General features: G+C 73.0%; 24 protein-coding genes and 1 pseudogene. 10 read left to right on the top strand and 15 right to left on the bottom strand.

What is annotated here, in order from left to right:
- Nucleotides 1-128 precede the first annotated feature (128 nt).
- A complete protein-coding gene (locus SZN_RS23105; protein WP_007499210.1) occupies nt 129-986 on the bottom strand; it encodes a glycosyltransferase family 2 protein in 858 nt (285 codons plus the stop codon).
- Nucleotides 987-1,208: 222 nt separating this feature from the next.
- On the opposite strand from SZN_RS23105, the gene SZN_RS23110 reads away from it, so the two are divergent.
- Nucleotides 1,209-2,012 (top strand): DUF427 domain-containing protein, encoded by an 804-nt coding sequence (locus SZN_RS23110; RefSeq protein ID WP_007499212.1) that lies wholly within the window; start codon nt 1,209-1,211, stop codon nt 2,010-2,012.
- Here SZN_RS23110 and SZN_RS23115 read toward each other — a convergent pair.
- Genes SZN_RS23115 through iolC form a run of 6 tightly spaced genes read right to left on the bottom strand, consistent with a single transcriptional unit; the run spans nt 2,002 to nt 8,990 of the window.
- Entirely contained in the window at nt 2,002-2,781 is a 780-nt protein-coding gene (locus SZN_RS23115) for a GntR family transcriptional regulator (RefSeq protein WP_007499214.1), read from the bottom strand. The two genes, SZN_RS23110 and SZN_RS23115, sit on opposite strands and share 11 nt — an antisense overlap.
- A gap of 23 nt (nt 2,782-2,804) precedes the next feature.
- Nucleotides 2,805-4,298 carry a CoA-acylating methylmalonate-semialdehyde dehydrogenase gene (locus SZN_RS23120; protein WP_007499217.1) on the bottom strand — a complete coding sequence of 498 codons (1,494 nt, stop codon included), beginning with the start codon at nt 4,296-4,298 and terminating at the stop codon, nt 2,805-2,807.
- A 30-nt stretch (nt 4,299-4,328) separates the two neighbouring features.
- On the bottom strand, nt 4,329-6,206 hold the full coding sequence (iolD, locus tag SZN_RS23125; protein ID WP_007499219.1) for a 3D-(3,5/4)-trihydroxycyclohexane-1,2-dione acylhydrolase (decyclizing): 1,878 nt from the start codon (nt 6,204-6,206) through the stop codon (nt 4,329-4,331).
- 8 nt (nt 6,207-6,214) lie between these two features.
- On the bottom strand, nt 6,215-7,102 hold the full coding sequence (iolB, locus tag SZN_RS23130; RefSeq protein ID WP_007499221.1) for a 5-deoxy-glucuronate isomerase: 888 nt from the start codon (nt 7,100-7,102) through the stop codon (nt 6,215-6,217).
- A 14-nt stretch (nt 7,103-7,116) separates the two neighbouring features.
- Complete coding sequence (locus SZN_RS23135; RefSeq protein WP_007499223.1) at nt 7,117-7,995, bottom strand: Cgl0159 family (beta/alpha)8-fold protein; 879 nt, start codon at nt 7,993-7,995, stop codon at nt 7,117-7,119.
- A gap of 35 nt (nt 7,996-8,030) precedes the next feature.
- On the bottom strand, nt 8,031-8,990 hold the full coding sequence (gene iolC, locus SZN_RS23140) for a 5-dehydro-2-deoxygluconokinase (RefSeq protein ID WP_007499226.1): 960 nt from the start codon (nt 8,988-8,990) through the stop codon (nt 8,031-8,033).
- 298 nt (nt 8,991-9,288) lie between these two features.
- Between iolC and SZN_RS23145 the strand changes: the two genes are divergently transcribed.
- From SZN_RS23145 to SZN_RS23165, 5 genes are read left to right on the top strand one after another with little or no spacing between them, the layout of a single operon-like run.
- Nucleotides 9,289-10,305, top strand: a complete 1,017-nt coding sequence (locus tag SZN_RS23145; protein ID WP_007499227.1) for a sugar ABC transporter substrate-binding protein — start codon at nt 9,289-9,291, stop codon at nt 10,303-10,305.
- Nucleotides 10,305-11,384 carry an ABC transporter permease gene (locus SZN_RS23150; RefSeq protein ID WP_007499230.1) on the top strand — a complete coding sequence of 360 codons (1,080 nt, stop codon included), beginning with the start codon at nt 10,305-10,307 and terminating at the stop codon, nt 11,382-11,384. The genes SZN_RS23145 and SZN_RS23150 overlap by 1 nt, the downstream gene beginning before the upstream one ends.
- A 5-nt stretch (nt 11,385-11,389) precedes the next feature.
- Nucleotides 11,390-12,298 carry an ATP-binding cassette domain-containing protein gene (locus SZN_RS23155; protein WP_007499232.1) on the top strand — a complete coding sequence of 303 codons (909 nt, stop codon included), beginning with the start codon at nt 11,390-11,392 and terminating at the stop codon, nt 12,296-12,298.
- Nucleotide 12,299: 1 nt separating this feature from the next.
- Nucleotides 12,300-13,202, top strand: coding sequence for a sugar phosphate isomerase/epimerase family protein (locus SZN_RS23160; RefSeq protein WP_007499234.1), 903 nt, complete (start codon nt 12,300-12,302; stop codon nt 13,200-13,202).
- A gap of 25 nt (nt 13,203-13,227) precedes the next feature.
- Nucleotides 13,228-14,253, top strand: coding sequence for a Gfo/Idh/MocA family protein (locus SZN_RS23165; protein WP_007499237.1), 1,026 nt, complete (start codon nt 13,228-13,230; stop codon nt 14,251-14,253).
- Nucleotides 14,254-14,343: 90 nt separating this feature from the next.
- On the opposite strand, the gene SZN_RS23170 is transcribed toward SZN_RS23165, so the two are convergent.
- Genes SZN_RS23170 through SZN_RS23185 form a run of 4 tightly spaced genes read right to left on the bottom strand, consistent with a single transcriptional unit; the run spans nt 14,344 to nt 18,375 of the window.
- Nucleotides 14,344-15,366 carry a Gfo/Idh/MocA family protein gene (locus SZN_RS23170; protein WP_007499240.1) on the bottom strand — a complete coding sequence of 341 codons (1,023 nt, stop codon included), beginning with the start codon at nt 15,364-15,366 and terminating at the stop codon, nt 14,344-14,346.
- The gene (locus tag SZN_RS23175; RefSeq protein WP_007499242.1) at nt 15,363-16,367 is read right to left on the bottom strand and encodes a Gfo/Idh/MocA family protein; all 1,005 of its coding nucleotides are present in this window, start codon (nt 16,365-16,367) and stop codon (nt 15,363-15,365) included. Before SZN_RS23175 ends, SZN_RS23170 begins: the two co-directional genes overlap by 4 nt.
- Before the next feature lie 41 nt (nt 16,368-16,408).
- Nucleotides 16,409-17,185 carry an SDR family oxidoreductase gene (locus tag SZN_RS23180; RefSeq protein WP_007499244.1) on the bottom strand — a complete coding sequence of 259 codons (777 nt, stop codon included), beginning with the start codon at nt 17,183-17,185 and terminating at the stop codon, nt 16,409-16,411.
- A 26-nt stretch (nt 17,186-17,211) separates the two neighbouring features.
- Nucleotides 17,212-18,375, bottom strand: coding sequence for a phytanoyl-CoA dioxygenase family protein (locus SZN_RS23185; RefSeq protein WP_007499246.1), 1,164 nt, complete (start codon nt 18,373-18,375; stop codon nt 17,212-17,214).
- Nucleotides 18,376-18,482: 107 nt separating this feature from the next.
- Between SZN_RS23185 and SZN_RS23190 the strand changes: the two genes are divergently transcribed.
- The gene (locus SZN_RS23190; protein ID WP_007499248.1) at nt 18,483-19,511 is read left to right on the top strand and encodes a LacI family DNA-binding transcriptional regulator; all 1,029 of its coding nucleotides are present in this window, start codon (nt 18,483-18,485) and stop codon (nt 19,509-19,511) included.
- Nucleotides 19,512-19,577: 66 nt separating this feature from the next.
- A complete protein-coding gene (locus SZN_RS23195) occupies nt 19,578-20,192 on the top strand; it encodes a TMEM175 family protein (protein WP_007499250.1) in 615 nt (204 codons plus the stop codon).
- Between the two features lie 167 nt (nt 20,193-20,359).
- Here SZN_RS23195 and SZN_RS23200 read toward each other — a convergent pair whose 3' ends face one another.
- The gene (locus SZN_RS23200; protein WP_007499252.1) at nt 20,360-21,520 is read right to left on the bottom strand and encodes a Gfo/Idh/MocA family protein; all 1,161 of its coding nucleotides are present in this window, start codon (nt 21,518-21,520) and stop codon (nt 20,360-20,362) included.
- Nucleotides 21,521-21,675: 155 nt separating this feature from the next.
- Between SZN_RS23200 and SZN_RS23205 the strand changes: the two genes are divergently transcribed.
- Nucleotides 21,676-22,683, top strand: coding sequence for a LacI family DNA-binding transcriptional regulator (locus SZN_RS23205; RefSeq protein WP_043732573.1), 1,008 nt, complete (start codon nt 21,676-21,678; stop codon nt 22,681-22,683).
- Here SZN_RS23205 and SZN_RS23210 read toward each other — a convergent pair.
- Nucleotides 22,646-23,017, bottom strand: coding sequence for a cupin domain-containing protein (locus tag SZN_RS23210; RefSeq protein ID WP_007499256.1), 372 nt, complete (start codon nt 23,015-23,017; stop codon nt 22,646-22,648). The genes SZN_RS23205 and SZN_RS23210 overlap by 38 nt on opposite strands.
- Before the next feature lie 259 nt (nt 23,018-23,276).
- Between SZN_RS23210 and SZN_RS23215 the strand changes: the two genes are divergently transcribed.
- Nucleotides 23,277-23,576 carry a hypothetical protein gene (locus SZN_RS23215; protein WP_007499258.1) on the top strand — a complete coding sequence of 100 codons (300 nt, stop codon included), beginning with the start codon at nt 23,277-23,279 and terminating at the stop codon, nt 23,574-23,576.
- A gap of 136 nt (nt 23,577-23,712) precedes the next feature.
- Here the strand turns inward: SZN_RS23215 and SZN_RS23220 are convergent, their stop codons facing one another.
- Both SZN_RS23220 and SZN_RS23225 read right to left on the bottom strand, forming a co-directional pair.
- Nucleotides 23,713-24,624, bottom strand: coding sequence for an ABC transporter permease (locus tag SZN_RS23220; RefSeq protein ID WP_007499260.1), 912 nt, complete (start codon nt 24,622-24,624; stop codon nt 23,713-23,715).
- A pseudogene (locus SZN_RS23225) lies at nt 24,611-24,819 on the bottom strand (ABC transporter ATP-binding protein); the annotation flags it as partial. The gene SZN_RS23220 and the pseudogene SZN_RS23225, both read right to left, overlap by 14 nt.

Genomic DNA, 24,819 nt, shown 5'->3' on the forward strand with positions numbered 1-24,819 from the left:
CCGGCCGTGGCCGTCCGGAGCGCGCCGGGCCGGCGCCGGCCGTTCACCGGTGCTCCCGTGGAAACGTGCGGCCCGCCATGGCGTCCTCCCGTGCGGGGCGGCTCGCGCGGGGCGCGCGAGCGGCTCGCTCAACTCGCCGTGCCGGACAGGGGCCGGTGCGCGGCGGGCGCCGCGCGCGTGCCGGGCCGCTCGGAGAGCAGGGTGCGCAGCACCCGGCGGCCGTCGGAGACCGCGTGCAGGTGGGACCGGCCGCTGCGGCGCGGCAGTTCCAGGCTCGGCACCTCGGCGATCCGCAGGCCCGAGCACAGCGCGTGCGCGATCATCTCGGTCTCGATCTCGAAGCCCGTGGAGTGCAGGTCGAGATCGTCGAGGAAGCTGCGGCGGAAGGCGCAGAACCCGTAGCACAGGTCGGTCAGCGAGGCGTCGTAGAGCCGGTTCACGGCCGCGAGCAGGGCCAGGTTGCCCCAGCGCCGCACGCGGGTGATGTCGAGGGACCCGCCGCCCGCGATGAACCGCGACCCCTTCACGAAGTCGTAGCCGTTGTCGAGGAAGTGCAGGTAGTGCGGGATCTCCCCGGGCAGCATGCTGCCGTCCGCGTCGATCATCACGATGTAGTCGCCGGACGCGGCGAGGAAGCCGGTCCGCAGGGCGTTGCCCTTGCCGGGGCCGCTCTGCTCGACGTGCCGCACGGCGGGCATGCACTGCCTGGCCATGTGCACCGTGGCGTCGGCCGAGTCGCCGTCCACGAGGATGACCTCGTCGACGCAGTCGGGGATCTGTTCGAACACCCAGGGGATGTTGCGGGCCTCGTTGCGGGCGGGGACCACCAGGCTCACGGTGGCCCGGGGCGGTGGCCGGTCCTCCGCCCGGCGCAGCGGGTGCGCGGAGCGGTCGGTGGCCCGCCGGGCCGGGAGCCCGGTGGTGGCGCCGTCCTGGGACGGCGCGCGGACGGCGTGCGCTGGTGACGGATGAGAAACGTGATTCATGGTGCCGGTGTCTCCGCGAATCGATCCGGCTGGGACTACGCCTTATGTTTACGACGTATATATACATGCTTGCCCCATTATGGCGGTGAGGTCAAACGCAGCGCGCACCCCGCGCCGCCGGATCGCCGGGGCCGCCCGCGCGGCGCGTCACGCCGGGATCGCCGGGGGCCCGCCGCGGGCGGGCGCAGTACGCTGCGAGGAGGAGCCGAAGGAGGCCGGACCGTGCCCCTGTTCCCCACCGAGCGCGAGGTCCGCACCACCCCCGAAGGGCTGCTGTGGGAGCCCGGCGAGCGGTGGGTGCGCGGCCGCAAGGGCGACGTCACCGTCGTCGACAGCAGACACCCCGTGCTCGTGTGGGAGCCCGCGCTGCCGGTGCCCTGCTACGCCTTCCCGCGCGAGGACGTCCGCACCGACCTGCTGCGCCCGGCCGCGAACCCGCCGTACGGCACGCACACCGGCTCACGGATCTTCTACGACCTGCACACCGGCGGCGCCGCGGTGCCGGGCGCGGCGTGGACCTTCCCCGCCGCCGATCTCGCCGGGCACATCGCCTTCGAGTGGTTCCGGCGCCCGGACGGCGGCCTCGACCACTGGTACGAGGAGGAGGAAGAGATCTTCGTCCACCCCCGCGACCCGCACAAGCGGGTGGACGCCCTGACGAGCGCCCGCCGGGTGCGCGTCGAGATCGCCGGCACGGCCGTCGCCGAGTCCCACCGCCCCGTGCTGCTCTTCGAGACGGGCCTGCCGACCCGGTACTACCTGCCGCGTGAGGACGTCCGGCTCGACCTGTTCGAGCCCACCGGCCACCGCACGGCCTGCTCCTACAAGGGCACCGCCCGCTACTGGACCTGGCGCGGCGGGGGCGAGGTCCCGCGCAACATCCTGTGGAGCTACGAGGCGCCCCTGCCCGCGGTGGCGGCCGTCGAGGGGCTGGCGGCCTTCTACAACGAGGCAGTCGACCTCACCGTCGACGGCGAGCGCCTCCCGCGGCCGGTGACCCCCTTCACCGCGGGACTCAGGGCCTGACCAGCAGCTGGAAGTCGAAGGCGTACCGCGACGCGCGGTAGAGATGCGTGCCGTACTCCACCGGCCGGCCCGTGTCGTCGTACGCCGTGCGCTGCATCGTCAGCAGGGCGGCCCCCTCCTGCTCCTCCAGCCGCCCGGCCTCCTCCGCCGTCGCGCGGCGCGCCCCGATGGTCTGACGCGCGCTGTGCAGGGTGATGCCGACGGCGCGCATCATCCGGTACAGGCCGGTCGACTCCAGCCGCGTGCCGCCGAGGTCGAGCAGGCCCGCCGGGAGGTGGTTGCACAGGATCGCCACCGGCCGGCCGTGCGTGCGGCGCAGCCGCTCCAGCACCACGACCTCGGCGCCCTCCGCGACACCGAGCGCGGCGGCCACGTCGGCGGTCGCGGGGACCCGCTCGTTGCGCACCACCTCGGTGGTCGGGCCCTGCCCGGCCGCCTCCAGGTCGTCGTAGAGACTGCTCAGCTCCAGCGGGCGCCTGACCTGGCTGTGCACCACCTGGGTGCCCACCCCGCGCCGGCGGACCAGCAGCCCCTTGTCGACGAGCGACTGGATGGCCTGCCGGACGGTGGGCCGGGACAGGCCCAGCCGCACCGACAGGTCCACCTCGTTGCCCAGCAGGTCCCCCGGGGCGAGCGCCCCGTGCTCGATCGCCGCCTCCAGATGCTGGGCGAGCTGGTGGTACAGCGGCACCGGACTGCCCCGGTCCAGGGCGAAGCCCAGCGGGTCCAGCGCGGAGGCGGAACGTGCGGAGCCACGGGTCTTCGCCATGGGGCGGCCTCCCTGTCGGGACGTCAGGAGTTGCTGGGGAAACCGAGGTTGATGCCGCCGTCGGACGGGTCCGGCCAGCGCGTGGTGATCACCTTGCCCTGGGTGTAGAAGGCGACGCCGTCGCCTCCGTAGATGTGCAGATCGCCGAAGAGCGAGTCCTTCCAGCCGCCGAAGGAGTGGTAGCCGACCGGGACCGGGATGGGCACGTTCACGCCGACCATGCCCGCCTTCACCTCCAGCTGGAAGCGCCGGGCGGCGCCGCCGTCGCGGGTGAAGATCGCGGTGCCGTTGCCCCAGCGGGAGGAGTTGATGAGCTCGACCGCCTCCTCGTACGTCCGCGCGCGCACCACGGCCAGCACCGGGCCGAAGATCTCGTCCCGGTAGGCGTCCGCGGTGAGCGGCACCCGGTCCAGCAGCGAGACGCCGAGGAAGAAGCCGTCCTCGTGGCCCTCGACCGAGTGGCCGGTGCCGTCGACGACGACCTCGGCGCCCTGCTCGGCGGCCGAGGCGACGTAGGAGGCCACCTTGTCGCGGTGCTCGCGGGTGATCAGCGGGCCCATCTCGGAGGCGGGGTCGTCGCCCGGCCCGATGCGCAGCCTGCGGGCCCGCTCGGCGATCCTGCCGACCAGCTCGTCGCCCGTGTCACCGACCGCGACCACGACCGACACGGCCATGCAGCGCTCGCCCGCCGAGCCGTACGCGGCGTTGATGGCCTGGTCGGCGGCGAAGTCCAGATCGGCGTCGGGCAGGACCAGCATGTGGTTCTTCGCCCCGCCGAGCGCCTGCACGCGCTTGCCGTGCTCCACCGCCTTGAGCTGGATGTACTTCGCGATCGGCGTGGAGCCGACGAAGGAGACCGCCTCGACGTCCGGGTGCTCCAACAGCCGGTCCACGGCCGCCTTGTCGCCCTGGACGACGTTCAGCACGCCCTCCGGCAGACCCGCCTGCGAGGCCAGCTCGGCCAGCAGCAGGGCCGCCGACGGGTCCTTCTCGCTGGGCTTCAGCACGAAGGTGTTGCCGCACGCGACGGCCAGCGGGAACATCCACATCGGCACCATGGCGGGGAAGTTGAACGGGGTGATGCCCGCGACCACGCCCAGCGGCTGCCGGATCGAGGCCACGTCGACCCGGGTGGAGACCTGCGTGGACAGCTCGCCCTTGAGCTGCACGCTGATCCCGCAGGCCAGTTCGACGATCTCCAGGCCGCGCGCCACCTCGCCGAGCGCGTCGGAGTGCACCTTGCCGTGCTCGGCGGTGATCAGCGCCGCGATCTCGTTGCGCCTGGCGTCCAGCAGTTCGCGGTACTTGAACAGGATCGCGGTCCGCCTGGCCAGCGACGAGACGCCCCAGCTCTCGAACGCGGCCCTGGCGGAGGCGACGGCCGCGTCCACCTCGTCGGCGGTCGCGAGGGCGACCTGCTTCTCCTGGACGCCGGTGGCCGGGTTCCAGACGGGGCCGAAACGGCCCGAGGTGCCCTCGACGGGCTTGCCGTCGATCCAGTGCGTGATGGTCTTCATGGTGCGAAAGTGCCTTTCTGGAAAGGGAGTTCAGAGGTGTCGGCGGCGGTCGGCGACCTGCTGCTCATAACGCTCGCGGGCGGCGACGGCGGCCTCGCGGGAGGCGACCTCGGCCACGGGCACGTCCCACCACGCCTCGGCGCCGGGCGAGGTGGGGTTGGTGATGTCCGTCTCGACGTACACGCACGTGGGCCGGTCCGAGGCGCGCGCGGCGGCCAGCGCCTCGCGCAGCTCGCCCACCGTCCCGGCCCGCAGGACGTCCATGCCGAGGCTCGCCGCGTTGGCGGCCAGGTCGAGCGGGAGCGGGGCGCCGGTGAAGGTGCCGTCCGCCGCCCGGTAGCGGTAGTCGGTGCCGAAGCGCTCACCGCCGGTCTGCGCCGACAGCCCGCCGATGGAGGCGTAGCCGTGGTTCTGGATCAGGACGATGTTGACGGGCAGCCGCTCCTGGACCGCGGTGACGATCTCGGTCGGATTCATGAGGTAGGTGCCGTCCCCGACGAGCGACCACACGACCCGCTCCGGGGCGGCCTGCTGGACGCCGATGCCGGCCGGGATCTCGTAGCCCATGCAGGAGTAGCCGTACTCCAGGTGGTACTGGCGCGGGGAGCGGGCCCGCCACAGCTTGTGCAGGTCGCCCGGGAGCGAACCGGCCGCGTTGATCACCACGTCGTCGTCGCCGACGACCGCGTCCAGCGCGCCCAGCACCTGGGTCTGCGTCGGCGTCGCCGTCTCGTCCTCGGCCCGGTAGGCGGCCTCGACGACCGCCTCCCAGCGCTCCTTGCCGGCGCGGTACTCGGCCTCGTACGCGGCGTCGACGCGGTGGCCGGACAGCTCCCGGGTCAGCGCCGTGAGCCCGGTCCGCGCGTCGCAGACCAGGGGGCGCGCGGCGAGCTTGTGCGCGTCGAACCCCGTGATGTTCAGGTTCACGAAGCGCACGTCCGGCTCGGCGAACAGGGTGCCGGAGGCGGTGGTGAAGTCCGAGTAGCGGGTGCCGACGCCGATCACCAGGTCGGCCGCGCGGGCGAGGTCGTCGCTGACCTGGGTCCCGGTGTGGCCGATGCCGCCGAGGTCGGCGGGGTGGTCGTGGCGCAGCGAGCCCTTGCCGGCCTGGGTGGACGCCACCGGGATGCCCGTGGCCTCGGCGAACTCCTTCAGCGCCGCCTCGGCCTCGCTGTGGTGGACGCCGCCGCCCGCGACCACCAGCGGGCGCCGCGCGGCCCGGATCGCCGCCGCGGCCGCCGCCAGCTCGACGGGGTCGGGCGCGGGACGCCGTACGGACCAGATCCGCTCGGCGAGGAACTCCCGCGGCCAGTCGTACGCCTGCGCCTGCACGTCCTGGGGCAGGGCCAGCGTCACCGCGCCCGTCTCGGCGGGGTCGGCGAGGACGCGCATGGCGTTCAGCGCGGACGGGATCAGGGCCTCGGGGCGGGTGATCCGGTCGAAGTAGCGGGAGACCGGCCGCAGGGTGTCGTTGACCGAGACGTCGGCCTCGCTCGGGTGCTCCAGCTGCTGCAGGAGCGGGTCGGGGGCGTGCGAGGCGAAGTAGTCGCCGGGCAGCAGCAGCACCGGCAGCCGGTTGATGGTGGCGAGGGCGGCCCCGGTGACCAGGTTCGTCGCGCCGGGGCCGATCGACGTCGTCACCGCCTGCGCGGACAGGCGGTTGAGCTGGCGGGCGTGGCCGACGGCCGCGTGCACCATCGCCTGCTCGTTGCGGCCCTGGTGGTAGGGCATGGCCTCCTCGCCCGCCTCCAGCAGGGCCTGGCCGAGCCCGGCCACGTTGCCGTGGCCGAAAATGCCCCAGGTGCCGGCGATCAGCCGGTGCCGCACCCCGTCGCGCTCGGTGTACTGCGCGGACAGGAACCGCACCAGCGCCTGGGCGACGGTGAGACGGACGGTCGGCTGGCTCATCGGTGACCTCACTGGGACGGGGCGGTGTAGAGGGGCAGACGGGGGTCGACGGGCTGGTCGGGCCAGGTGCCCCGGATCCAGGCGTGGTCGGGGTGGTCGCAGATCAGCCAGGCCCGCTCGTCCTCCGGGCCCGCCATGACGTTGAGGTAGTACATGTGGTGGCCGGGCACCGCCATGGACGGCCCGTGCCAGCCGTCGGGGATCAGCACGACGTCGCCGTCGCGGACCTCGGCCAGCACGTCGGTGCCCCGGCCGTGGCCGGAGGGCGAGACCCGCTGGTAGCCGAGGCCGGGCGTGCCCTCGTGGGCGGCGAACTCGAAGTAGTAGATCTCCTCCAGGACCGACTCCTCGCCGGGCCGGTGCTCGTCGTGCTTGTGCGGCGGGAACGACGACCAGTTGCCGCCCGGGGTGATGACCTCGACCGCGATGAGCTTGTCGCACTCGAAGACCCCGGCCGCGCCGAAGTTGTTGACCTGGCGGCTGCTGCCGCCGGTGCCGCGCAGCTCGACCGGCACCGCGGCGGCCGGTCCGTGGCGGGCGGGCAGCCGGCGGGTGCAGCGCGCGCCGGTCAGCGCGAACCGCCCGCCGCCGGCCGAGGTGAGGGCCGCACGGGCGTCACGGGGCACGTACGCGAAGTCCGTGACGCCCGTGAACACGCTCTCGCGGCCGGTCAGCTCGAAGGTGTCGTGGCCGAAGTCGTCGGTGGCCTCGACCGTGCAGCCGCCGGACAGCGGCAGCACGATCCACTCGCTGTCGCCGGTGTCGAAGGTGTGGGAGCCGCCTGGCGGCAGGGAGAGGACCCGCAGGGCGGAGTGGCCCCATCCGGCGCTCTCGGGCGTCACGTCCACGGCGTAGGGGCCGTCGGGCGCCGCTTCGGCGGGAAGGTGGTACGTCATCGTGTTCCTCCGGGTCACAACATGCCGACGGCCGTGTCCACCGCCGTCTCCACACTGCCCTCGGCCGGGTAGAGCAGCGAACGGCCGACGACCATGCCCTGGACGGTGGGCAGCCGCAGCGCCTTGCGCCAGCGCTCGTAAGCGCCCTCCTGGTCGCCCCCCACCTCCCCGCCGAGCAGGACGACGGGCAGGGTGGACGTCTCCAGGACCTCGGCCATGGCGTCGGGGTCGTCGGTGACGGGCAGTTTCAGCCAGGTGTAGGCCGAGGTGCCGCCGAGGCCGGAGGCGATGGCGACGGACCGGGTGACGGCCTCGGCGGACAGGTCGTTGCGCACCCGGCCGTCCACGCGCCGGGAGACGAAGGGCTCCACGAAGACCGGCAGCCGCCGCTCGGCCATGTCGTCGACGGCGCGGGCCGCGGACTCCAGGGTGGTCAGCGAGCCCGGGTCGGCGTAGTCGAGCCGCAGCAGCAGCTTGCCCGCGTCGAAGCGCATCCGCTCGATGTCCCGCGCGCGGTGCCCGGTGAAGCGGTCGTCCATCTCGAAGGCCGCGCCGGAAAGACCGCCGCGGTTCATCGAGCCCATGACGACCTTGCCGTCCAGGACGCCCAGCAGCAGCAGGTCCTCCAGGATGTCGGCGGTGGCGAGCACCCCGTCGACGCCGGGCCGGGACAGCGCGACGCACAGGCGTTCCAGCAGGTCGGCCCGGTTGGCCATGGCCGACCCGCGCCCGCCGACGGCCAGGGCGCCGCGGGCCGGGTGGTCGGCCGCCACGATCATCAGTCGGCCGCTGTCGCCGATCAGCGGGCGGCGCACCCGGCGGGCGGCGGCCTCGGCGACCGCCTCGGGATCGCGGGCTCTGACCGCGGTGAGACCGGAGATGCTGATGCTCAAGGAAGGGCTCCGTTCGGGGGTGGCTAGGGGGTCCGTCACGACGCGGCGGCGAGCAGGTCCGCGACCTCGGACTCGGTGGGCATCGCGGCGGAGCAGGCGAGGCGCGAGGCGACGAGCGCGCCGGCCGCGTTGGCGTGGCGCATGATCGTGGCCAGGTCCCGGCCGGCCAGCAGACCGTGGACGAGCGAGCCGCCGAAGGCGTCGCCCGCGCCGAGCCCGTTGGCCACCTCGACCGGCACCGGCGGCACCTCGGCCTCGGTGCCGTCGCGGTGCACCGCGAGGACGCCCCGCGGGCCCTGCTTGACGACCGCCAGCTCCACGCCGGCCGCCAGCAGCGCCTCGGCGCACGCACGCGGCTCGCGGACGCCGGTGGCGACCTCGCACTCGTCGAGGTTGCCGACCGCGACCGTGGCGTGCCGCAGGGCCTCGGCGTAGTACGGGCGCGCCGTCTGCGGATCCGGCCAGAACACGGGGCGCCAGTCGAGGTCGAAGACCGTCGTGCCTGCCCGGCCCCGCCCGCGCAGGGCGGCGAGGGTGGCGGAGCGGCTCGGCTCCTCGCTCAGACCGGTGCCGGTCACCCACAGGACGCGGGCGGCGCCGATCGCCTCGTGGTCCAGCTCGTCGGGGTGTATCTCCAGGTCGGGCGCCTTGGGCTGCCGGTAGAAATAGATCGGGAAGTCGTCGGGCGGGAAGATCTCGCAGAACGTGACCGGTGTCGGGTAGGCCGCGACGGGCGTCACCCAGCGGTCGTCCACGCCGAAGTCCCTGAGGGCGTCGTGCAGGTAGGCGCCGAAGGCGTCGTCGCCGGTCCGGGTGATCACGGCGGCCCGGCGGCCGAGCCGGGCGGCGGCGACCGCGACGTTCGCCGCGGAGCCGCCGAGGAACTTGCCGAACGTCTCCACACGCGCCAGAGGGAGGCCGGGCTGCAGAGGGTAGAGGTCGACTCCTATCCTTCCCATGGTGATCAAGTCGAAGGGCCTGGCTGACTCGGCCATGCGTGACGCTCCTAGAGCTGGATCGGGGGAGCGGGTCCCCAGGGGCCTGCCGCCTCCCAGGTGTAGGACGTGAAGGCCGACGCTGTCAATAGTTTGTACTTACATTCGGACCTGATCGTGAAATGATGTCTTAACAAAGTATTGACAGCGAGCGCATCTAGGGATTTGATCCCGTCCCAGCGAAGTCGCCGTGTTTCACGGCACACTGCCCAGGTCTACCGAGGATCGGGCCGGTGCATCACAGTGATCACCCCCGTTTCCCGTCGCACATCCCGTCGCACAGTGAGGTGCTGGAAAGATGGACCGCTCTTACCCCCGCTCGCGCAAGCTGGCCTCCGTCGTGGCCGTGGCCGCCGCAGCCACGTTGACCCTCGCCGGCTGCTCCAGCAGCTCCGGCGGCAAGGACGCCGAGGAGGGCGGGGCGAACGCGTCCGCGGGCAAGGCCAACACGCCCCGGATGACGGTCGCCCTGGTGACCCACCAGGCGCCCGGCGACACCTTCTGGGACATCGTCCGCAAGGGTGCCGAGGCCGCCGCCGCCAAGGACAACATCAAGCTCGTCTACAGCGCCGACCCGAACGCGGGCAACCAGGCCAACCTGGTCCAGAACGCGATCGACCAGAAGGTCGACGGCATCGCCATCACCCTCGCCAAGCCGGACGCCCTGAAGGACGTCGTGAGCAAGGCCAAGGCCGCGAACATCCCGGTCGTCGGCCTCAACTCCGGCGTGAGCGAGTGGCAGAAGCTCGGCCTGATGCAGTTCTTCGGCCAGGACGAGACCGTGGCCGGCGAGGCGCTGGGCAAGCGGCTGAACCAGGCCGGCGCGAAGAAGGCCGTCTGCGTCATACAGGAGCAGGGCAACATCGGCCTGACCCAGCGCTGCGACGGGGTGAAGAAGACCTTCAAGGGCGACCTGCAGACCCTGAACGTCAACGGCACCGACATGCCGTCCGTGAAGTCCACGATCACCGCCAAGCTCAAGCAGGACGGCGGCATCGACTACGTCGTCGCCCTCGGCGCCCCGTACGCGCTGACGGCCGCGCAGTCGGTGGGCGAGTCGGGCAGCAAGGCGAAGGTCGCGACCTTCGACCTCAACAAGTCCCTGACGGGGGCGATCAGCAAGGGCGACATCGAGTTCGCCGTCGACCAGCAGCCCTGGCTCCAGGGCTACCTGGCGATCGACTCCCTGTGGCTCTACAAGAACAACGGCAACTACATGGGCGGTGGCGAGCAGCCGGTGCTGACCGGGCCCGCCTTCGTCGACAAGACGAACGTCGAGACGATCGACAAGTTCGCCGCGAAGGGCACTCGGTGATGAGTATGACCCGACAGGCTGAGCCGGCGGTGACCACACCGCCGGCCCCCGGCCCGGGCAGGCAGACCGACGGACGGACCTCGCGGCGCTCGCCGGCGCTGCGCCTGCTGGCCCGTCCGGAGGTGGGCGTCCTCCTCGGCGCCCTCGCGGTGCTGGTCTTCTTCCTCGTCACGGCACCGCCCGTGCGCGACGGCAGCTCGATGGCCAACATCCTCTACCAGTCCTCGACCATCGGCATCATGGCGCTGCCGGTCGCCCTGCTCATGATCGGCGGGGAGTTCGACCTGTCGGCGGGCGTCGCGGTGATCACCTCGGCCCTGACCGCGAGCATGCTCAGCTACCAGCTGACCATGAACATCTGGGTCGGCGTGATCGTCGCCCTCGCCGTGTCCCTGGGGATCGGCCTGTTCAACGGCTGGCTGCTGGTCAAGACGGGCCTGCCCAGCTTCCTGGTCACCCTCGGCACCTTCCTGATCCTCCAGGGCGTCAACCTGGCCGTGACGAAGCTGGTCACCGGCAACGTCGCCACCGACGACATCAGCGACATGGAGGGCTTCGCGCAGGCCAAGGCGATCTTCGCCTCGTCGTTCGACATCGGCGGCGTCAACGTGAAGATCACCGTGGTGTGGTGGCTGGTGTTCGCGGCCCTCGCCACCTGGGTCCTGCTGCGCACGAAGTACGGCAACTGGATCTTCGCCGTCGGCGGCAACAAGGAGAGCGCGCGGGCGGTCGGCGTGCCGGTCACCTTCACCAAGATCTCCCTGTTCATGCTGGTCGGTTTCGGCGCCTGGTTCGTCGGCATGCACCAGCTGTTCTCGTTCAACACCGTGCAGTCCGGCGAGGGCGTGGGCCAGGAGCTCATCTACATCGCCGCGGCGGTGATCGGCGGCTGCCTGCTGACCGGCGGCGCCGGTTCGGCGATCGGCCCCGTCTTCGGCGCCTTCATGTTCGGCCTGGTCCAGCAGGGCATCGTCTACGCCGGCTGGAACCCCGACTGGTTCAAGGCGTTCCTCGGCGTGATGCTCCTCGGCGCCGTCCTCATCAATCTGTGGGTCCAGCGCACAGCGACCAGGAGGTGACCCGAATGACCCCCGAGAACACCGGCACCCACGGTGCCGTCCTCACCGACCCCGCTGCCGAGCCGGGTGCCCCCGTCGTCGAACTGCGCGGCGCCGGCAAGTCCTACGGCAACATCCGCGCCCTGCACGGCGTCGACCTGAAGGTGTTCGCGAACCAGGTCACCTGCGTCCTCGGCGACAACGGCGCCGGCAAGTCGACCCTCATCAAGATCATCTCCGGGCTGCACCAGCACACCGAGGGCGAGTTCCTCGTCGACGGCGGCGCGGTGCGCTTCTCCACCCCGCGCGAGGCCCTCGACAAGGGCATCGCCACCGTCTACCAGGACCTCGCCGTCGTCCCGCTGATGCCGGTCTGGCGCAACTTCTTCCTCGGCTCCGAGCTGACCAAGGGCCCCTGGCCCCTGCGCCGCCTCGACATCGAGCGGATGAAGCAGACCGCCGACGAGGAACTGCGCAACATGGGCATCGTCCTCGACGACCTCGAACAGCCCATCGGCACCCTCTCCGGCGGCCAGCGCCAGTGCGTGGCCATCGCCCGCGCCGTCCACTTCGGCGCCCGCGTCCTCATCCTGGACGAGCCCACTGCCGCCCTCGGCGTCAAGCAGTCCGGCGTGGTCCTGAAGTACATCGCCGCCGCCCGCGACCGCGGCCTCGGCGTCATCTTCATCACCCACAACCCCCACCACGCCTACATGGTCGGCGACCACTTCAGCGTGCTGCGCCTCGGCACGATGGAGCTCAACGCCTCCCGCGCCGACGTCAGCCTCGAAGAACTCACCAACCACATGGCCGGCGGCACCGAACTCGCCGCGCTCAAGCACGAGTTGTCCCAGGTCCGCGGCGTCGACGTCGATGAGCTCCCCGAAGCGGGCGACCTCACGGCACCCGTGGCCCCCTCGGAAGGGAAGTCCTGACATGGCCTCTGCGCTGGACCGCATCCGGGTCGGCTCGGCCCCCGACTCCTGGGGCGTCTGGTTCCCCGACGACCCCGTCCAGGTCCCCTGGGAACGCTTCCTCGACGAGGTCTCCGAAGCCGGCTACGACTGGATCGAACTCGGCCCCCACGGCTATCTGCCCACCGACCCCGCCCGGCTCACCGACGAGGTGACCAGGCGCGGCCTCAAGGTCTCCGCCGGCACGGTCTTCACCGGGCTGCACCGCGGCCCGGCCGTCTGGGAGTCCACCTGGGAGCACGTCAGCGAGGTCGCCACGCTGACCCAGGCCATGGGCGCCCGGCACCTGGTCGTCATCCCGTCCTTCTGGCGGGACGACAAGACCGCCGAGATCCTGGAGCCGGCCGAGCTGACCCGCGAGCAGTGGGGCCACCTGACCCAGGGCATGGAGCGGCTCGGGCACGAGGTCCGCGAGAAGTTCGGCCTCGACATCGTCGTGCACCCGCACGCCGACACCCACATCGACACCGAGACCCACGTCGAGCGCTTCCTCGACTCCACCGACTCCGCACTGGTCAACCTCTGCCTGGACACCGGCCACTACGCCTACTGCGGCGGCGACAGCGTCAAGCTCATCGAGACCTACGGCGAGCGCATCGGCTATCTGCACCTCAAGCAGGTGGACCCCGAGATCCTCGCGGACGTCGTCAAGAACGAGGTCCCCTTCGGGCCCGCCGTGGCGCGCGGCGTCATGTGCGAACCCCCGGCCGGCGTACCGGAGCTCGGACCGGTCCTGGAGGCGGCGCAGCGGCTGGACGTGGACCTCTTCGCCATCGTCGAGCAGGACATGTACCCGTGCGAGCCCGACAAGCCGCTGCCCATCGCGGTGCGCACCCGCGCGTTCCTCAGGTCCTGCGGCGCCTGACGACCCGAAAGGACGGCCGATCACCATGACCCCGCGCCGGCGCACGCTCGGAGTCGCCGTCATCGGAACCGGAAGGATGGGCGCCGACCATGTGCGCCGCATCGAGCAGGTCGTCAGCGGGGCACGGGTGAGCGCCGTGGTCGACGTCGACGCGGAGCGCGCCAAGTCGGCCGCGGCCCTCGCCGAGGACTGCGCCGTGCACACCGACCCCGCCGCCGCGATGGCCTCGCCCGACGTGGACGCGGTCGTCGTGGCCTCGCCGGGGCCCGCCCACGAGGCGGCGCTCCTCGCGGCCTTCGCGCACGGCCTGCCGGTGCTGTGCGAGAAACCCCTCACCCCCGACGCGGCCTCCGCGCTGCGGGTGCTGCGGGCCGAGCAGGACGTAGGCAGGCGGCTGGTCCAGGTGGGCTTCATGCGGCGCTGGGACGCCGAGTACCGCAAGCTCAAGTCCCTCCTGGACACCGGCCAGTTGGGCCGCCCGCTGATGCTGCACAACCGGCACCGCAACGTCGCGAGCCCGCCCGGCTGGACGTCGGACATGCTCATCAACGACTCGGTGACGCACGAGATGGACGTGACCCGCTGGCTGCTCGGCCAGGAGATCACCGCCGTCACCGTGCTCACCCCGACCCCGTCCGGGAACGCGCCGGACGGCGTCCGCGACCCGCAGTTCGTCGTCTTCGAGACCGACGGCGGGGCCGTCGTCGACGTGGAGATCTTCGTCAACTGCGGCTTCGGGTACCAGGTGCAGGCCGAGGTGGTCTGCGAAGGCGGCACCGCCCGCGTCGGCGACGGCCACGCCCTGGTCACGCACGCCGCGGGCCGCTGGGGCGGCACCGTCGCCCAGGACTACATCGAGCGGTTCGCCGACGCCTACGACCGCGAGGTCCAGGCATGGGTGGACGCCACCCGGCGCGGCGAGGTCACCGGCCCGAGCACGTGGGACGGCTACGCGGTGGCCGCGGTGTGCGAGGCGGCCGTACGGTCCCTGGAGGACGGCGGCCGGGTCGCGGTGGACCTGGCCGAGCGGCCGGCGCTGTACGCGCCCTGAGCGGCCGGCGGCAGGCTCCGCGAGCGGGGAACGGCCGGGGGCCGGGGACGTCACGTCCCCGGCCCCCGGCCGTCGTCGGGCTCCCGGCGCTCAGGGCGCCGGCGCGGTGCGCGGGCGGGGCGCGAAGCCCGCCGCGCGGTACGACTCGTCGATCAGGACCATCGTCGCCAGCGCGTCATCGGCGTCCAGCGCGAGCGGGGCGCCGCGGCGGATGTGCGCGGCGAGCGCCTCCAGCTGGTACGTGTACGACGAGCGCGTGCCGAGCCGTTCCGTGCGCTCACCGGCCGCCGTGCGCACCACGATCCGGTCGTCGCGGTGGGGCAGCACGAAGTTCGGCGCCAGCGCCTCGCCCAGGGACCCCACGATCCGGCAGCTCATCTCCAGCCCGCCGTACGCCATGTGGCAGCGCGCCGACGCGGTGGCCCCGCCGGGGAACTCCAACTCCGCGTCCAGCCACTCGTCGACGCCGGGGGCGCCCGCCCGCTGCCCGCCGCGCGCCGAGACCAGCCGGGGCGCGCCGCCCGCCCAGGGCGCGAGCATCCGCACCGCGTGCAGGGCGTAGCAGCCCAGGTCCATCAGGGCGCCGCCGGCCAGCGGCAGCGACCAGCGCGGGTCGTCCGCGCCGGGCGCCGGGATCGCGACCAGTGTCTCCACCCGCCGCAGCTCGCCCAGTTCACCCTCGGCGAGGATCTCGTGCAGCCGCCGGGTCACCGGATGGAACAGGTAGTGGAACGCCTCCGTGAAGACGCTGCCGGCCTTCACGGCGGCGTCCCGCACCTCGGCCGCCTCCTGCGCGTTGCTCGCCGACGGCTTCTCCGTCAGCACGTGCTTGCCGGCCGCGAGCGCGGCCAGGTTCCACGGCCCGTGCAGCCCGTTGGCGAGCGGGTTGTAGACGACCTCCACCTCGGGGTCGGCGAGCAGATCGGCGTAGGAGCCGACGACCCGCTCCACGTCGTGCTCGTCGGCGAACGCCGCGGCGCGGGACCGGTCGCGCGCGGCCACCGCCACGAGGCGGTGGCCGGTCGTCCGGGCCGGACCGACGAGGGAGAGCTCGGTGATGCGCGCGGCGCCCAGGACGCCGATACGCAGTGGTTCGCGGCCCGCGTCGTTCATCCCCGCCGTACCTCCTCGATCGTCACGGGACGGTGCTCGTGCAGCGACAGGGTGCACGCCTCCGCGATCCAGCCCGCCTCCAGGGCGTCCTCGACCGTGCACGGGGAGGTCCGGGTACCGGCCACCACCTCGGTGAACGCGGTGAGTTCGGCGCGGTAGGCCGCGGCGAAGCGGTCCATGAAGAAGTCGTGCGGGGTGCCCGCCGGGAAGGTCGTGCCCGGCTCGACCGAGCGCAGCGGCAGCTTGTCCTCCAGACCGACGGCGATGGAGTCGGCGAAGCCGTGGATCTCCATGCGCACGTCGTGACCCCGGCCGTTGTGCCGGGAGTTGGACACCACCGCGAGGGTGCCGTCGTCCAGGGTGAGGATCGCGCCCGTGGTGTCGGCGTCGCCCGCCTCCTTGATGTAGTCGGCGCCCCTGTTCCCGCCGGCCGCGTACACCTCGGTGACCTCGCGGCCGGTCACCCAGCGGATGATGTCGAAGTCGTGCACCGAGCAGTCGCGGAAGATGCCGCCGGAGGCGGCGACGTACGCGGCGGGCGGCGGCGCCGGGTCCAGCGTGGTCGAGCGCACGGTGTGCAGCGTGCCCAGCTCACCGCCGAGCACGGCGGCGCGGGCGTTCACGAACCCGGTGTCGAAGCGGCGGTTGTAGCCGATCTGGATCGGCACGTCCCGGTCCCGGACCGCCCTGAGCACCTCCACCCCCTCGGCCATGGTCCGCGCGACGGGCTTCTCGCAGAACACGGGGACGCCGGCCTCGACGCCGGCCAGGATCAGCGCGGGGTGCGCGTCGGTCGCGGCGGCGACGACGACGCCGTCCACGCCGGCCGCGAGCAGCGCCTCCGGCGAGTCGGCGACCTCGGCGCCGAAGCGCTCGGCGGCGGCCTTGGCGGCCTCCGCGAACGGGTCCGTCACCACGAGGGAGTCGACCGCGTCGAGCGCGGACAGGGTCTCGGCGTGGAAGGCGCCGATGCGGCCGAGGCCGAGGATTCCGATACGCATGGGGTGTTGCTCCTAGAGGAAGTGCGGGTGCGGTGCGGTGCTCAGTCGAGTCCGCCGAGGACGTTCTGGTCCCAGTCGATCACCGATCCGGTGACCACCCCGGACCTGTCCGACAGCAGGAACACCACGAAGTCGGCGATCTCGTCGGGCTGCCCGAGCCGGCCCATCGGCAGCCGTGCCGCGGCCTGCTCGCGCCAGTCGTCGCCCGCGTCGTGGAAGGCCCGCTGGGTGGCGTCCTCGCCCTCGGTCGCCGTCCAGCCGATGTTCAGGCCGTTGATCCGGATCCGGTCCCAGCGGTGGGCGTGCGCGGCGTTGCGGGTCAGCCCGATCAGACCGGCCTTGGCGGAGACGTACGGCGCGAGGAAGGGCTGACCGCCGTGCGCCGAACTCGTGATGATGTTGACGACCGTGCCCGGCGCCTCGCGGGCCAGCATGTCGGTGACCGCCGCCTGCATGGCGAAGAACGGCGCCCTGAGGTTGATCGCGATGTGCTGGTCGAACAGCTCGGGCGTGGTGTCCAGGAGCGTGCCCCGCGACGTCAGGCCCGCCGAGTTGACCAGGCAGTCGACCCTGCCGTAGGCGCCGACGACCTCGGCGACGGACGCCTTCGCCTGCCCGGCGTCCGACAGGTCCGCCCGCACGAAGAGTGCCTTGCCCCCGGCGGCGGCCAGTTCGGCGACCAGCGCCTCGCCGGGCTCCGGCCGGCGCCCGGTGACGGCGACGAGCGCCCCCTCGCGGACCGCCGCGCGGGCGACGGCCGCGCCGACTCCCTGGCTGCCGCCGTTGACGAGGACGACCTTGTCGTCGAGAAGTCCCATGGGTGTCTTCGATCCTTTCGCTCGGGTCAGCTCCGGCGCCGCTCGGCGCCCGCCCGCAGTTCCTCGCGCAGCTCCCGGGGCGTCAGGGCCCCGGCGAGGGCGCGCCGCACGATGTCCGCCTGGGACGGCGGGGCGAGGCCGTCGACCGGCGGATCGCTGTCGAGGTCGGTGGGGAAGGGGTAGCCCTCGGCGCTCGCCGCGATGACGTTCTCCGTCCACGCCGCGTCGGCCCGCTCCCGGCGGGCGAGCAGCACCGGGTAGACGGCGTTCGCCACGGCCTCGCGATCCACATTCTCCATGGCCCGCCCGAAGGCGGAGGACACCTGGAGGAGGTTCGCCGTCCGCCGGATGCCGGCGGACCGGTTGGTGCCGGCCGCGTGGAACACCGCCGGGTTGAAGAAGGCCGCGTCCCCCTTGGCGAGCGGCAGCTGCACGCGCCGCGCCTCGAAGTACTCCTGGAACGGCGGCAGCCGCCAGGCCAGATAGCCGGGCTCGTAGTGCTGCGAGTACGGCAGGTACATCGTCGGCCCCGACTCCACCGGCATGTCGCAGTGCGCGACCGCGCCCTGGAGGGTGAGCACCGGCGACAGCGCGTGCACGTGCGCCGGATAGGCGGCCGCGGCCTCGTTGCCGAGGAAGCCCAGGTGGTAGTCGCGGTGCGCGGTCTGCGCCGCCCCGCCCGGGTTGACGACGTTGACCTGCGAGGTGACCTGGTAGCCGGGGCCGAGCCAGGCGGTCGAGACCAGCGCCAGGATGTCGTTGCCGTAGTAGTCGGCGAACGCCTCGGGGTCGTACAGCGCGGCCTTCTCCAGCGCGTTCCACACCCGGTCGTTGGCGCCGGGCTTCGCGAAGTGGTCGCCGCCCCCCTCGCCCGAGGCGCGCTGCTCGGCGATCAGGGCGTCGAACACGGCGCTCATCCGGTCCACCGGGCCCGGGTCGGCGAACGCGCCCCGCAGGACCACCACGCCCGGCCCGTCGGACAGGGCGCGCACCAGCGCGGCGCGCACGGCCCGCCGGTCGCCGGCCGCGCGCAGACGGGCGCTGTCGTAGACCAGGACGCCCTGCTCCACGGCCGAGGCGTACGGGTGGTCGGCGAGGTCCGTGTCCCGCTCGACGAGTCCGCGGAACTCCGCGAGGTCGCAGTCGGACTCGGACAGCCAGGACCGGCGGTGCAGGGAGGTGAAGGACATCGGTGTCCTCTCGGTGACAGGGGTGACTCAGCGATGCCATTCTTGTCCTGACAATCCCATCGAACAACCAGCAGGCGTCCATCAAAAACCCCTCAAGGAGCCGTCGCATGGGCCACCCCTTCCCGATCCGCGAGATCGCACGTCAGGCGGGGCTCAGCGAGGCCACGGTGGACCGCGTCCTCAACGGCCGGGGAGGGGTGCGCGAGAGCACCGCGCGCGAGGTCCAGCACGCGATCGCCGACCTGGACCGCCAGCGCACCCAGGTCCGGCTGGTCGGCCGCACCTTCATGATCGACATCGTGATGCAGACGCCCGAGCGCTTCTCCACCGCCGTCCGGGCCGCCCTGGAGGCCGAACTGCCGGGCCTGCGCCCGGCCGTCGTGCGCTCGCGCTTCCACTTCCGGGAGACGGGACCCGTCCGCGAACTGACCCGGACCCTGGACCGGATCGCCCGGCGCGGCTCCCAGGGCGTGATCCTCAAGGCCCCCGACGTCCCCGAGATCGGCGCCGCCGTCGCAGGGCTCGCGGAGGCCGGCATCCCGGTGGTGACCCTGGTGACCGACCTGCCCGCCACCCCGCGCCTGGCGTACGTCGGCAGCGACAACCGCGCCGCCGGCGCGACGGCCGCGTATCTGATGGGCCAGTGGCTCGGCGACCGCCCCGGCCATGTCCTGACGAGCCTCAGCAGCGGCTTCTTCCGCAACGAGGAGGAGCGCGAGATGGGCTTCCGCAGCGCCATGCGCGCCCGCCACCCCGCTCGCGCGCTCGTGGAACTGGCCGAGGGGCAGGGCCTGGACGCCACCCAGTACGACCTGGTGCGGGCCGCCCTCGCACGCGACCCGCAGATCCGCGCCGTCTACTCGATCGGCGGCGGCAACATCGCCACCCTGCGCGCCTTCGAGGACCTCGGCCGCGAATGCGCCGTCTTCGTGGCGCACGACCTCGACCACGACAACACCCGCCTGCTGCGCGAGCACCGGCTCTCCGCCGTCCTGCACCACGATCTGCGCCAGGACATGCGCGAGGCGTGCCACATCGTGATGCGGGCCCACGGCGCGCTGCCGCCGGCCGGGCCCACCCTGCCCTCGGCGATCCAGGTGGTGACGCCGTACAACATGCCCGCGCCCGTCGGGTGACGTCCGGCCGGGCGTCCCTGGCGTGTACGCACCCCGGTGGCCCGCCCGCTCCCTACCGTCGGGACCATGTGGAAATCGAACCCGGACGGCGGTCCCGAACGGCTGGTCGCGCTCGCCGACGGCGTGTTCGCCATCGCCCTGACCCTGCTCGTCCTGGACTTCTCCGTGCCGCGCGGACTGGGCCCGGACGGCTACGAGGACGCCCTGCGCGAACTGCTCCCCAACCTCGGGGCGTACGCCCTGAGCGTGCTGGTGCTCGGCGCCTTCTGGCGTGAGCACCGCCGCATCTTCGGTTTCGTCCGGCAGATCGACGGCCAGGTGATCGCGCTGTCCGTCCTCGGGCTGAGCGCCGCGGCCCTGGTGCCCTTCCCCACCAAGCTGCTCTCCGAGTACGGCGGCGAGCCCGAGTCGGTCGCCGTCTACGCGGCGGCCGTCGCCGTCCTCGGCGCCGCCCATCTCGCCCTGCTCCTCCTGCTGGTCCGGCGGCCGTGGCTGCGCGGCGACGCGGCGCCGGCCGAGGGCTTCGGCCTGTACGCCCTCGACCTGTCGGTGACGGTGGTGGTGTTCCTGCTCAGCGTGCCGCTGGCGCTGGCGGTCGGCTCCGCCGCCATGTGGTCCTGGCTGGCCATGGCCCCCGTCAAGGTGGTCCTCGGCCGGCGGGCCGACCGGGCCCGCCGGTGAGCGGGCCGGTGCGGTGACCGGGAAGGTGCACCGGCCCGCGACGCCCGGCACGGCTCCTCCGGCCTCTGCGAGCAGGGGTGACCCCCGGGCCGGGTTGTCGCCTCACCCGCGTACGTCCCGTACGCGGGTGTCGCCGACGGGCGAAACGGCGCCTGCCGCGGCCCTGCTCAGCCCGCCGCCACGTCCACCCACGTCCCGCTCTCGGCGGAGCGCACCATCGCGTCCAGGACGGCCGCGCTGTGCACGGCGTCGCGCAGCGTCGCCCCGTACGCGGTGTCCTCGGCGACCGAGCGCAGGAAGCGGTACGCCTCGATCACCTTCAGGTCGTCGTAGCCCATGGCGTTCGCCGCGCCCGGCTGGAAGGCGCCGAACTCGCCCGCGCCGGGGCCGACATGGACCGTGGCGACGGGCTGGTCCTGGTAACCGGTGCCCTGGCTGACCCCGAGTTCGTTCATCCGGCGGAAGTCCCAGAAGACGGCGCCCCGCGTGCCGTGCACCTCGAAGCCGTAGTTGTTCTGCTCGCCCACGGACACCCGGCACGCCTCCAGGACCCCGCGCGCACCGGAGGCGAAGCGCAGCAGGCAGTTGACGTAGTCCTCGTTCTCCACCGGGCCTAGCTCCCCGCCGGTGGCCAGGGTGTGTCCGGCGGTCGCGCCGGTGGGGCGGGCGCGCTGCGGGATGAAGACGGCGGTGTCGGCGGTCAGCGAGGTGATGTCGCCCAGCAGATGGCGGGCGAGGTCGGCGCCGTGGGAGGCGAGGTCGCCCAGGACGCCGCTGCCCCCGCGCTCCTTCTCGTAGCGCCAGGTCAGCGCGGAGTCGGGGTGCGCGGCGTAGTCGCTGAACAGCCGGACGCGCACATGGGTGACGGTGCCGATCCCGCCGGAGGCGATCAGCTCGCGGGCCGCCTCGACGGCGGGCGCGTTGCGGTAGTTGAAGCCGACCGCGCTGCGCACCCCGGCCTCGGCGGCGGCGTCGGCCACGGCGCGGGCGTCGGCCGCCGACAGGCCCACCGGCTTCTCGATCCACAGGTGCTTGCCGGCCCGCGCCATCGCGACGCCGATCTCCCGGTGCAGGAAGTTCGGGGCGGTGACGCTCACGGCCCGCACTCGGGGATCGGCCGCGACCTCGCGCCAGTCGCGGGTCGCCGACTCGAAGCCGAACCGCTCCGCGGCCTCCTCGGCCCGCCCCGGCACCTCCTCGGCGACGGCGACCAGCCTCGGACGCAGGGCGAGCTGCGGATAGTGGTGCGCGACACGGGCGTACGCCTGGGTGTGCACCCGTCCCATCCAGCCGAATCCGACGACGGCGACGCCGAGCGTGTCCACCATTGCAGCCCCTCTTTGGACCGGTCCATTCTCTGTCCGGGCCACCTTGGGCCGCCGTCCCGACCGGTGTCAACCCCCGCCGTCCGGCGTCCGCACGCTCTTGCTCCCGCGTCGGCCCCTTTGACAACCGCGCGCGCCGCATGGAACGGTCCATGTCCATGAGACCCCCGACGATCCGCGACGTGGCCGACCGGGCCGGTGTCTCGAAGTCGCTGGTCTCGCTCGTGCTGCGCGGCTCCGGCCAGGTCCGCCCCGACAAGCGCGAGGCGGTGCTGCGGGCGGTGCGCGAGCTCGGCTACCGGCCCAACGCCGCCGCGCGCAGCCTCAGCGAACAGCGCACCCGCACGGTCGGCGTCCTGCTGAACGACCTGCGCAACCCCTGGTTCGTGGAGATGCTCGACGGCCTGAACTCCCTGCTGCACGACAACGGTCTGCACATGCTGCTGGCCGACTCCCGGCTCAACCGCCGCAGCGGCCAGGACCCCGCCGGGCCCTTCCTGGACCTGCGGGTCGACGGACTGGTCGTGGTCGGCACCCTGCCCGACCCGGCCGCGCTCGCGGCGGTGGCCGAGCGGCTGCCGGTGGTGGTCGCCGGGGCGCGCGAGCCCCTGCTGCCCGGCGTGGACGTCGTCGCCAACGACGACGAGCACGGCGCCCGCCTGGTCACCGAGCACCTCGTCGGCCTCGGGCACCGGCGCATCGCCCATGTCGCGGGCTACGGCAGGGTCGGCGAGCTGCGCCGGCGCGCCTTCGAGGCGACCCTGCGCGAGCACGGCCTCGGCGACGGGATCGTGGTCGAGCCGAGCGACATGACCGAGGAGGGCGGCTACCGCTCCACCGTGCGGCTGCTCAGCCGGGCCGAGCGGCCCACGGCGGTGTTCGCCGTGAACGACATCGCCGCCGTCGGCGCCCTGTCGGCGGCCGAGGAGTCGGGGCTGCGGGTGCCGCGCGACCTGTCGGTCGTCGGCTACGACAACACGAGCATCGCCCGGCTGCGCCACGTGTGGCTGACCACCGTGGACAACGCCAGCCACGAGGTCGGCCGCCGCGCCGCCCGCTGCCTGCTGGACCGCTTCGCCGGATCAGGGACGCCGGGCGGGGTCCGGCTCGCCGCGCCCACCCTGGAGATCAGGGGCTCGACGGCGCCTCTGGGCCTGCCTGGGTGATCGCGTACGCCTTGCGCAGCGTCTCGTGCACCGTCCACGTCGTCCGGTCGCCCTCGCGCAGGACGGCCATGTCGCCCGGCCCGACCTCCAGCGTCGGCCCGCCCTCGACCTCGATGGTGGCCGACCCGCTGATCACGACGAACAGCTCGTCGGCCTCGGTGTCGGTGACCACGCCCGGCGTGATCTGCCAGACGCCGCGGAGCTGCCGCCCGTCCGCAGACTCCCAGACCACTTTCCCCGTCACCTCGGGCGTCCCGGAGACGATCTGCTCGGGGGCGAGGGGCTCGGGTTCGAGCGCCGCGTCGGGGATGTGCAGTACGAAGCTGTGCGTCATGCGGTGACCCTAGCCGGGGCCGACGGGGCCGGTCACCGGACAGGGTGTGGGGTGTCGGCGGGTCCGTGCGGACACTTCGTCGCTGCCCTCCGGCGGGGCCGCCGCCGAAGGGCACCGACCTGACCGTCCTATGGGGTGATTGTCTGAAGTGGGCCGTACGGCGGTCTCGCGTATTGTTGCGTCATATGCCAGCTGTGACGCGTGGCAACTCCCGTGACGTCGGGGGACAGTGAGTCGAACGGTGAAGGGGGCGCGGGGCGTGGTGCCACTTCTCGCATTGGTGGCCGTCGTCGGCTACATGGCCACGGCGGGGCTGCCGTGGTGGGTGGTGGCGGCCGTGGCCCTGCTCATGGCGGGGTTCGCCGGGGGGATGGCCTGGACCCCGGCCCGCGCGCGGAGCGTCACCCCGCCGGGCGGGGCGCTCCGGCGCACCACGGCCCCGGGCGCCCGGCGTGGCGGCATCTCGGTCCTGCCCGTCGACGCGGGCGCGCGCCCCGCGCGCCCGGCCGGCCGTGACGCGTCCGCCCCGGTCGGGGGAGCGGACCGGGCGCTCAGGTGACACCGCCGGGGGCCTCCCGTACTCCACCGTCCTTCCGGCCCGTCGAGCCGGACCTCACGACGTCTCGGCGCGCGGCCCGCACCGGAACGACCCGGTGCGGCCCGCGGCCGGTGCTGAGCCCCGGCTGACCGGACGCTCAGCGCGTCACCAGCAGCCCGCGCCCCCGCAGCACCCGGCGTTCCAGCGGGCTGAAGAACAGCAGGTCGACGGCGATGCCGACCAGGAGGATGAGGAAGATCGCCAGGAACACCTGGGACATGCTGCTGTTGTTGCGGCCGTTCTCCAGCAACTGGCCGAGTCCCAGGCCGAGATCGGGGGAGGAGGCGATGATCTCCGCGGCCATCAGCGAGCGCCAGGAGAACGCCCAGCCCTGCTTCAGGCCCGCGAGGTAGCCGGGCAGCGCCGCCGGCATCACCACGTGCCGGGCCTCCAGCAGACCGGTGGCGCCCAGGGTGCGGCCGGCGCGCAGGAACAGCGGGGGGATCTGGTCGACGCCTGCGACCAGGCCGTTGGCGATGGAGGGGACCGCGCCGAGCAGGATCACGGCGTACATCATCGAGTTGTTCAGGCCGAGCCAGAGCACGGCCGGCGGCACCCAGGCCACCGACGGCAGCGACTGCAGGCCGGAGAGGATCGGGCCGATGGCCGCGCGCACGAACTTCACACGGGCCACGAGCAGTCCCAGCGGGGTGCCGATCGCGAGGGCCAGCAGGAAGCCGAGCAGTCCGCGCGAGACGGACGTCCAGATGTAGTCGAGCAGCGTGCCCTGGAGCCAGGCGGTGCGGACCTCGCCCCAGACGTCGGACGGCGCGGGGAGCTTGTAGGCGGGAACGACCTCGGCCCACACGAGGACCTGCCAGACCGCCAGCACCAGCGCGACCGCCGTGACGGGCGGCAGCACCTTGCGGACGAGGGTCTCGCGCAGCGACGTGCGGCGGATCTGCACCGAGTCCAGGGCGTCGAGCCCGGCCTCCAGCCCGGCCAGGTCGTCGGCGCCGTCGCGTCCGGCGCGCTTGCCGGTGTCGAGGGTGTTGTCAGTGCTGGCCATGGCGGCGGATCTCCCTGCGCAGTTCTTCGGTGATCTCCCGGGACAGTTCGGCGACGTCGGTGTCCTCGATGCGGCGGGGCTGGGGGATGTCGACGGTCCATTGGCGGGCGATGCGGCCGGGGCGTGAGGAGAGCAGGACGACGCGCTGGGCGAGGCGTACGGCTTCGCGGACGTTGTGGGTGACGAAGAGGACGC

The organism is Streptomyces zinciresistens K42 (assembly GCF_000225525.1).
In the GTDB taxonomy this organism is placed as follows: domain Bacteria; phylum Actinomycetota; class Actinomycetes; order Streptomycetales; family Streptomycetaceae; genus Streptomyces; species Streptomyces zinciresistens.

Bases quoted from the DNA above. Each gene is read 5' to 3' on its own strand.
- SZN_RS23105 (WP_007499210.1), bottom strand. From the start codon at position 986: ATGAATCACGTTTCTCATCCGTCACCAGCGCACGCCGTCCGCGCGCCG.
- SZN_RS23145 (WP_007499227.1), top strand. From the start codon at position 9,289: ATGGACCGCTCTTACCCCCGCTCGCGCAAGCTGGCCTCCGTCGTGGCC.
- SZN_RS23170 (WP_007499240.1), bottom strand. From the start codon at position 15,366: ATGAACGACGCGGGCCGCGAACCACTGCGTATCGGCGTCCTGGGCGCC.
- SZN_RS23115 (WP_007499214.1), bottom strand. From the start codon at position 2,781: ATGGCGAAGACCCGTGGCTCCGCACGTTCCGCCTCCGCGCTGGACCCG.
- SZN_RS23205 (WP_043732573.1), top strand. From the start codon at position 21,676: ATGAGACCCCCGACGATCCGCGACGTGGCCGACCGGGCCGGTGTCTCG.
- SZN_RS23180 (WP_007499244.1), bottom strand. From the start codon at position 17,185: ATGGGACTTCTCGACGACAAGGTCGTCCTCGTCAACGGCGGCAGCCAG.
- iolB (WP_007499221.1), bottom strand. From the start codon at position 7,102: ATGACGTACCACCTTCCCGCCGAAGCGGCGCCCGACGGCCCCTACGCC.
- SZN_RS23175 (WP_007499242.1), bottom strand. From the start codon at position 16,367: ATGCGTATCGGAATCCTCGGCCTCGGCCGCATCGGCGCCTTCCACGCC.
- SZN_RS23155 (WP_007499232.1), top strand. From the start codon at position 11,390: ATGACCCCCGAGAACACCGGCACCCACGGTGCCGTCCTCACCGACCCC.
- SZN_RS23210 (WP_007499256.1), bottom strand. From the start codon at position 23,017: ATGACGCACAGCTTCGTACTGCACATCCCCGACGCGGCGCTCGAACCC.
- SZN_RS23185 (WP_007499246.1), bottom strand. From the start codon at position 18,375: ATGTCCTTCACCTCCCTGCACCGCCGGTCCTGGCTGTCCGAGTCCGAC.
- SZN_RS23120 (WP_007499217.1), bottom strand. From the start codon at position 4,298: ATGAAGACCATCACGCACTGGATCGACGGCAAGCCCGTCGAGGGCACC.
- SZN_RS23160 (WP_007499234.1), top strand. From the start codon at position 12,300: ATGGCCTCTGCGCTGGACCGCATCCGGGTCGGCTCGGCCCCCGACTCC.
- iolD (WP_007499219.1), bottom strand. From the start codon at position 6,206: ATGAGCCAGCCGACCGTCCGTCTCACCGTCGCCCAGGCGCTGGTGCGG.
- SZN_RS23220 (WP_007499260.1), bottom strand. From the start codon at position 24,624: ATGGCCAGCACTGACAACACCCTCGACACCGGCAAGCGCGCCGGACGC.
- iolC (WP_007499226.1), bottom strand. From the start codon at position 8,990: ATGGCCGAGTCAGCCAGGCCCTTCGACTTGATCACCATGGGAAGGATA.
- SZN_RS23200 (WP_007499252.1), bottom strand. From the start codon at position 21,520: ATGGTGGACACGCTCGGCGTCGCCGTCGTCGGATTCGGCTGGATGGGA.
- SZN_RS23150 (WP_007499230.1), top strand. From the start codon at position 10,305: ATGAGTATGACCCGACAGGCTGAGCCGGCGGTGACCACACCGCCGGCC.
- SZN_RS23195 (WP_007499250.1), top strand. From the start codon at position 19,578: ATGTGGAAATCGAACCCGGACGGCGGTCCCGAACGGCTGGTCGCGCTC.
- SZN_RS23165 (WP_007499237.1), top strand. From the start codon at position 13,228: ATGACCCCGCGCCGGCGCACGCTCGGAGTCGCCGTCATCGGAACCGGA.
- SZN_RS23190 (WP_007499248.1), top strand. From the start codon at position 18,483: ATGGGCCACCCCTTCCCGATCCGCGAGATCGCACGTCAGGCGGGGCTC.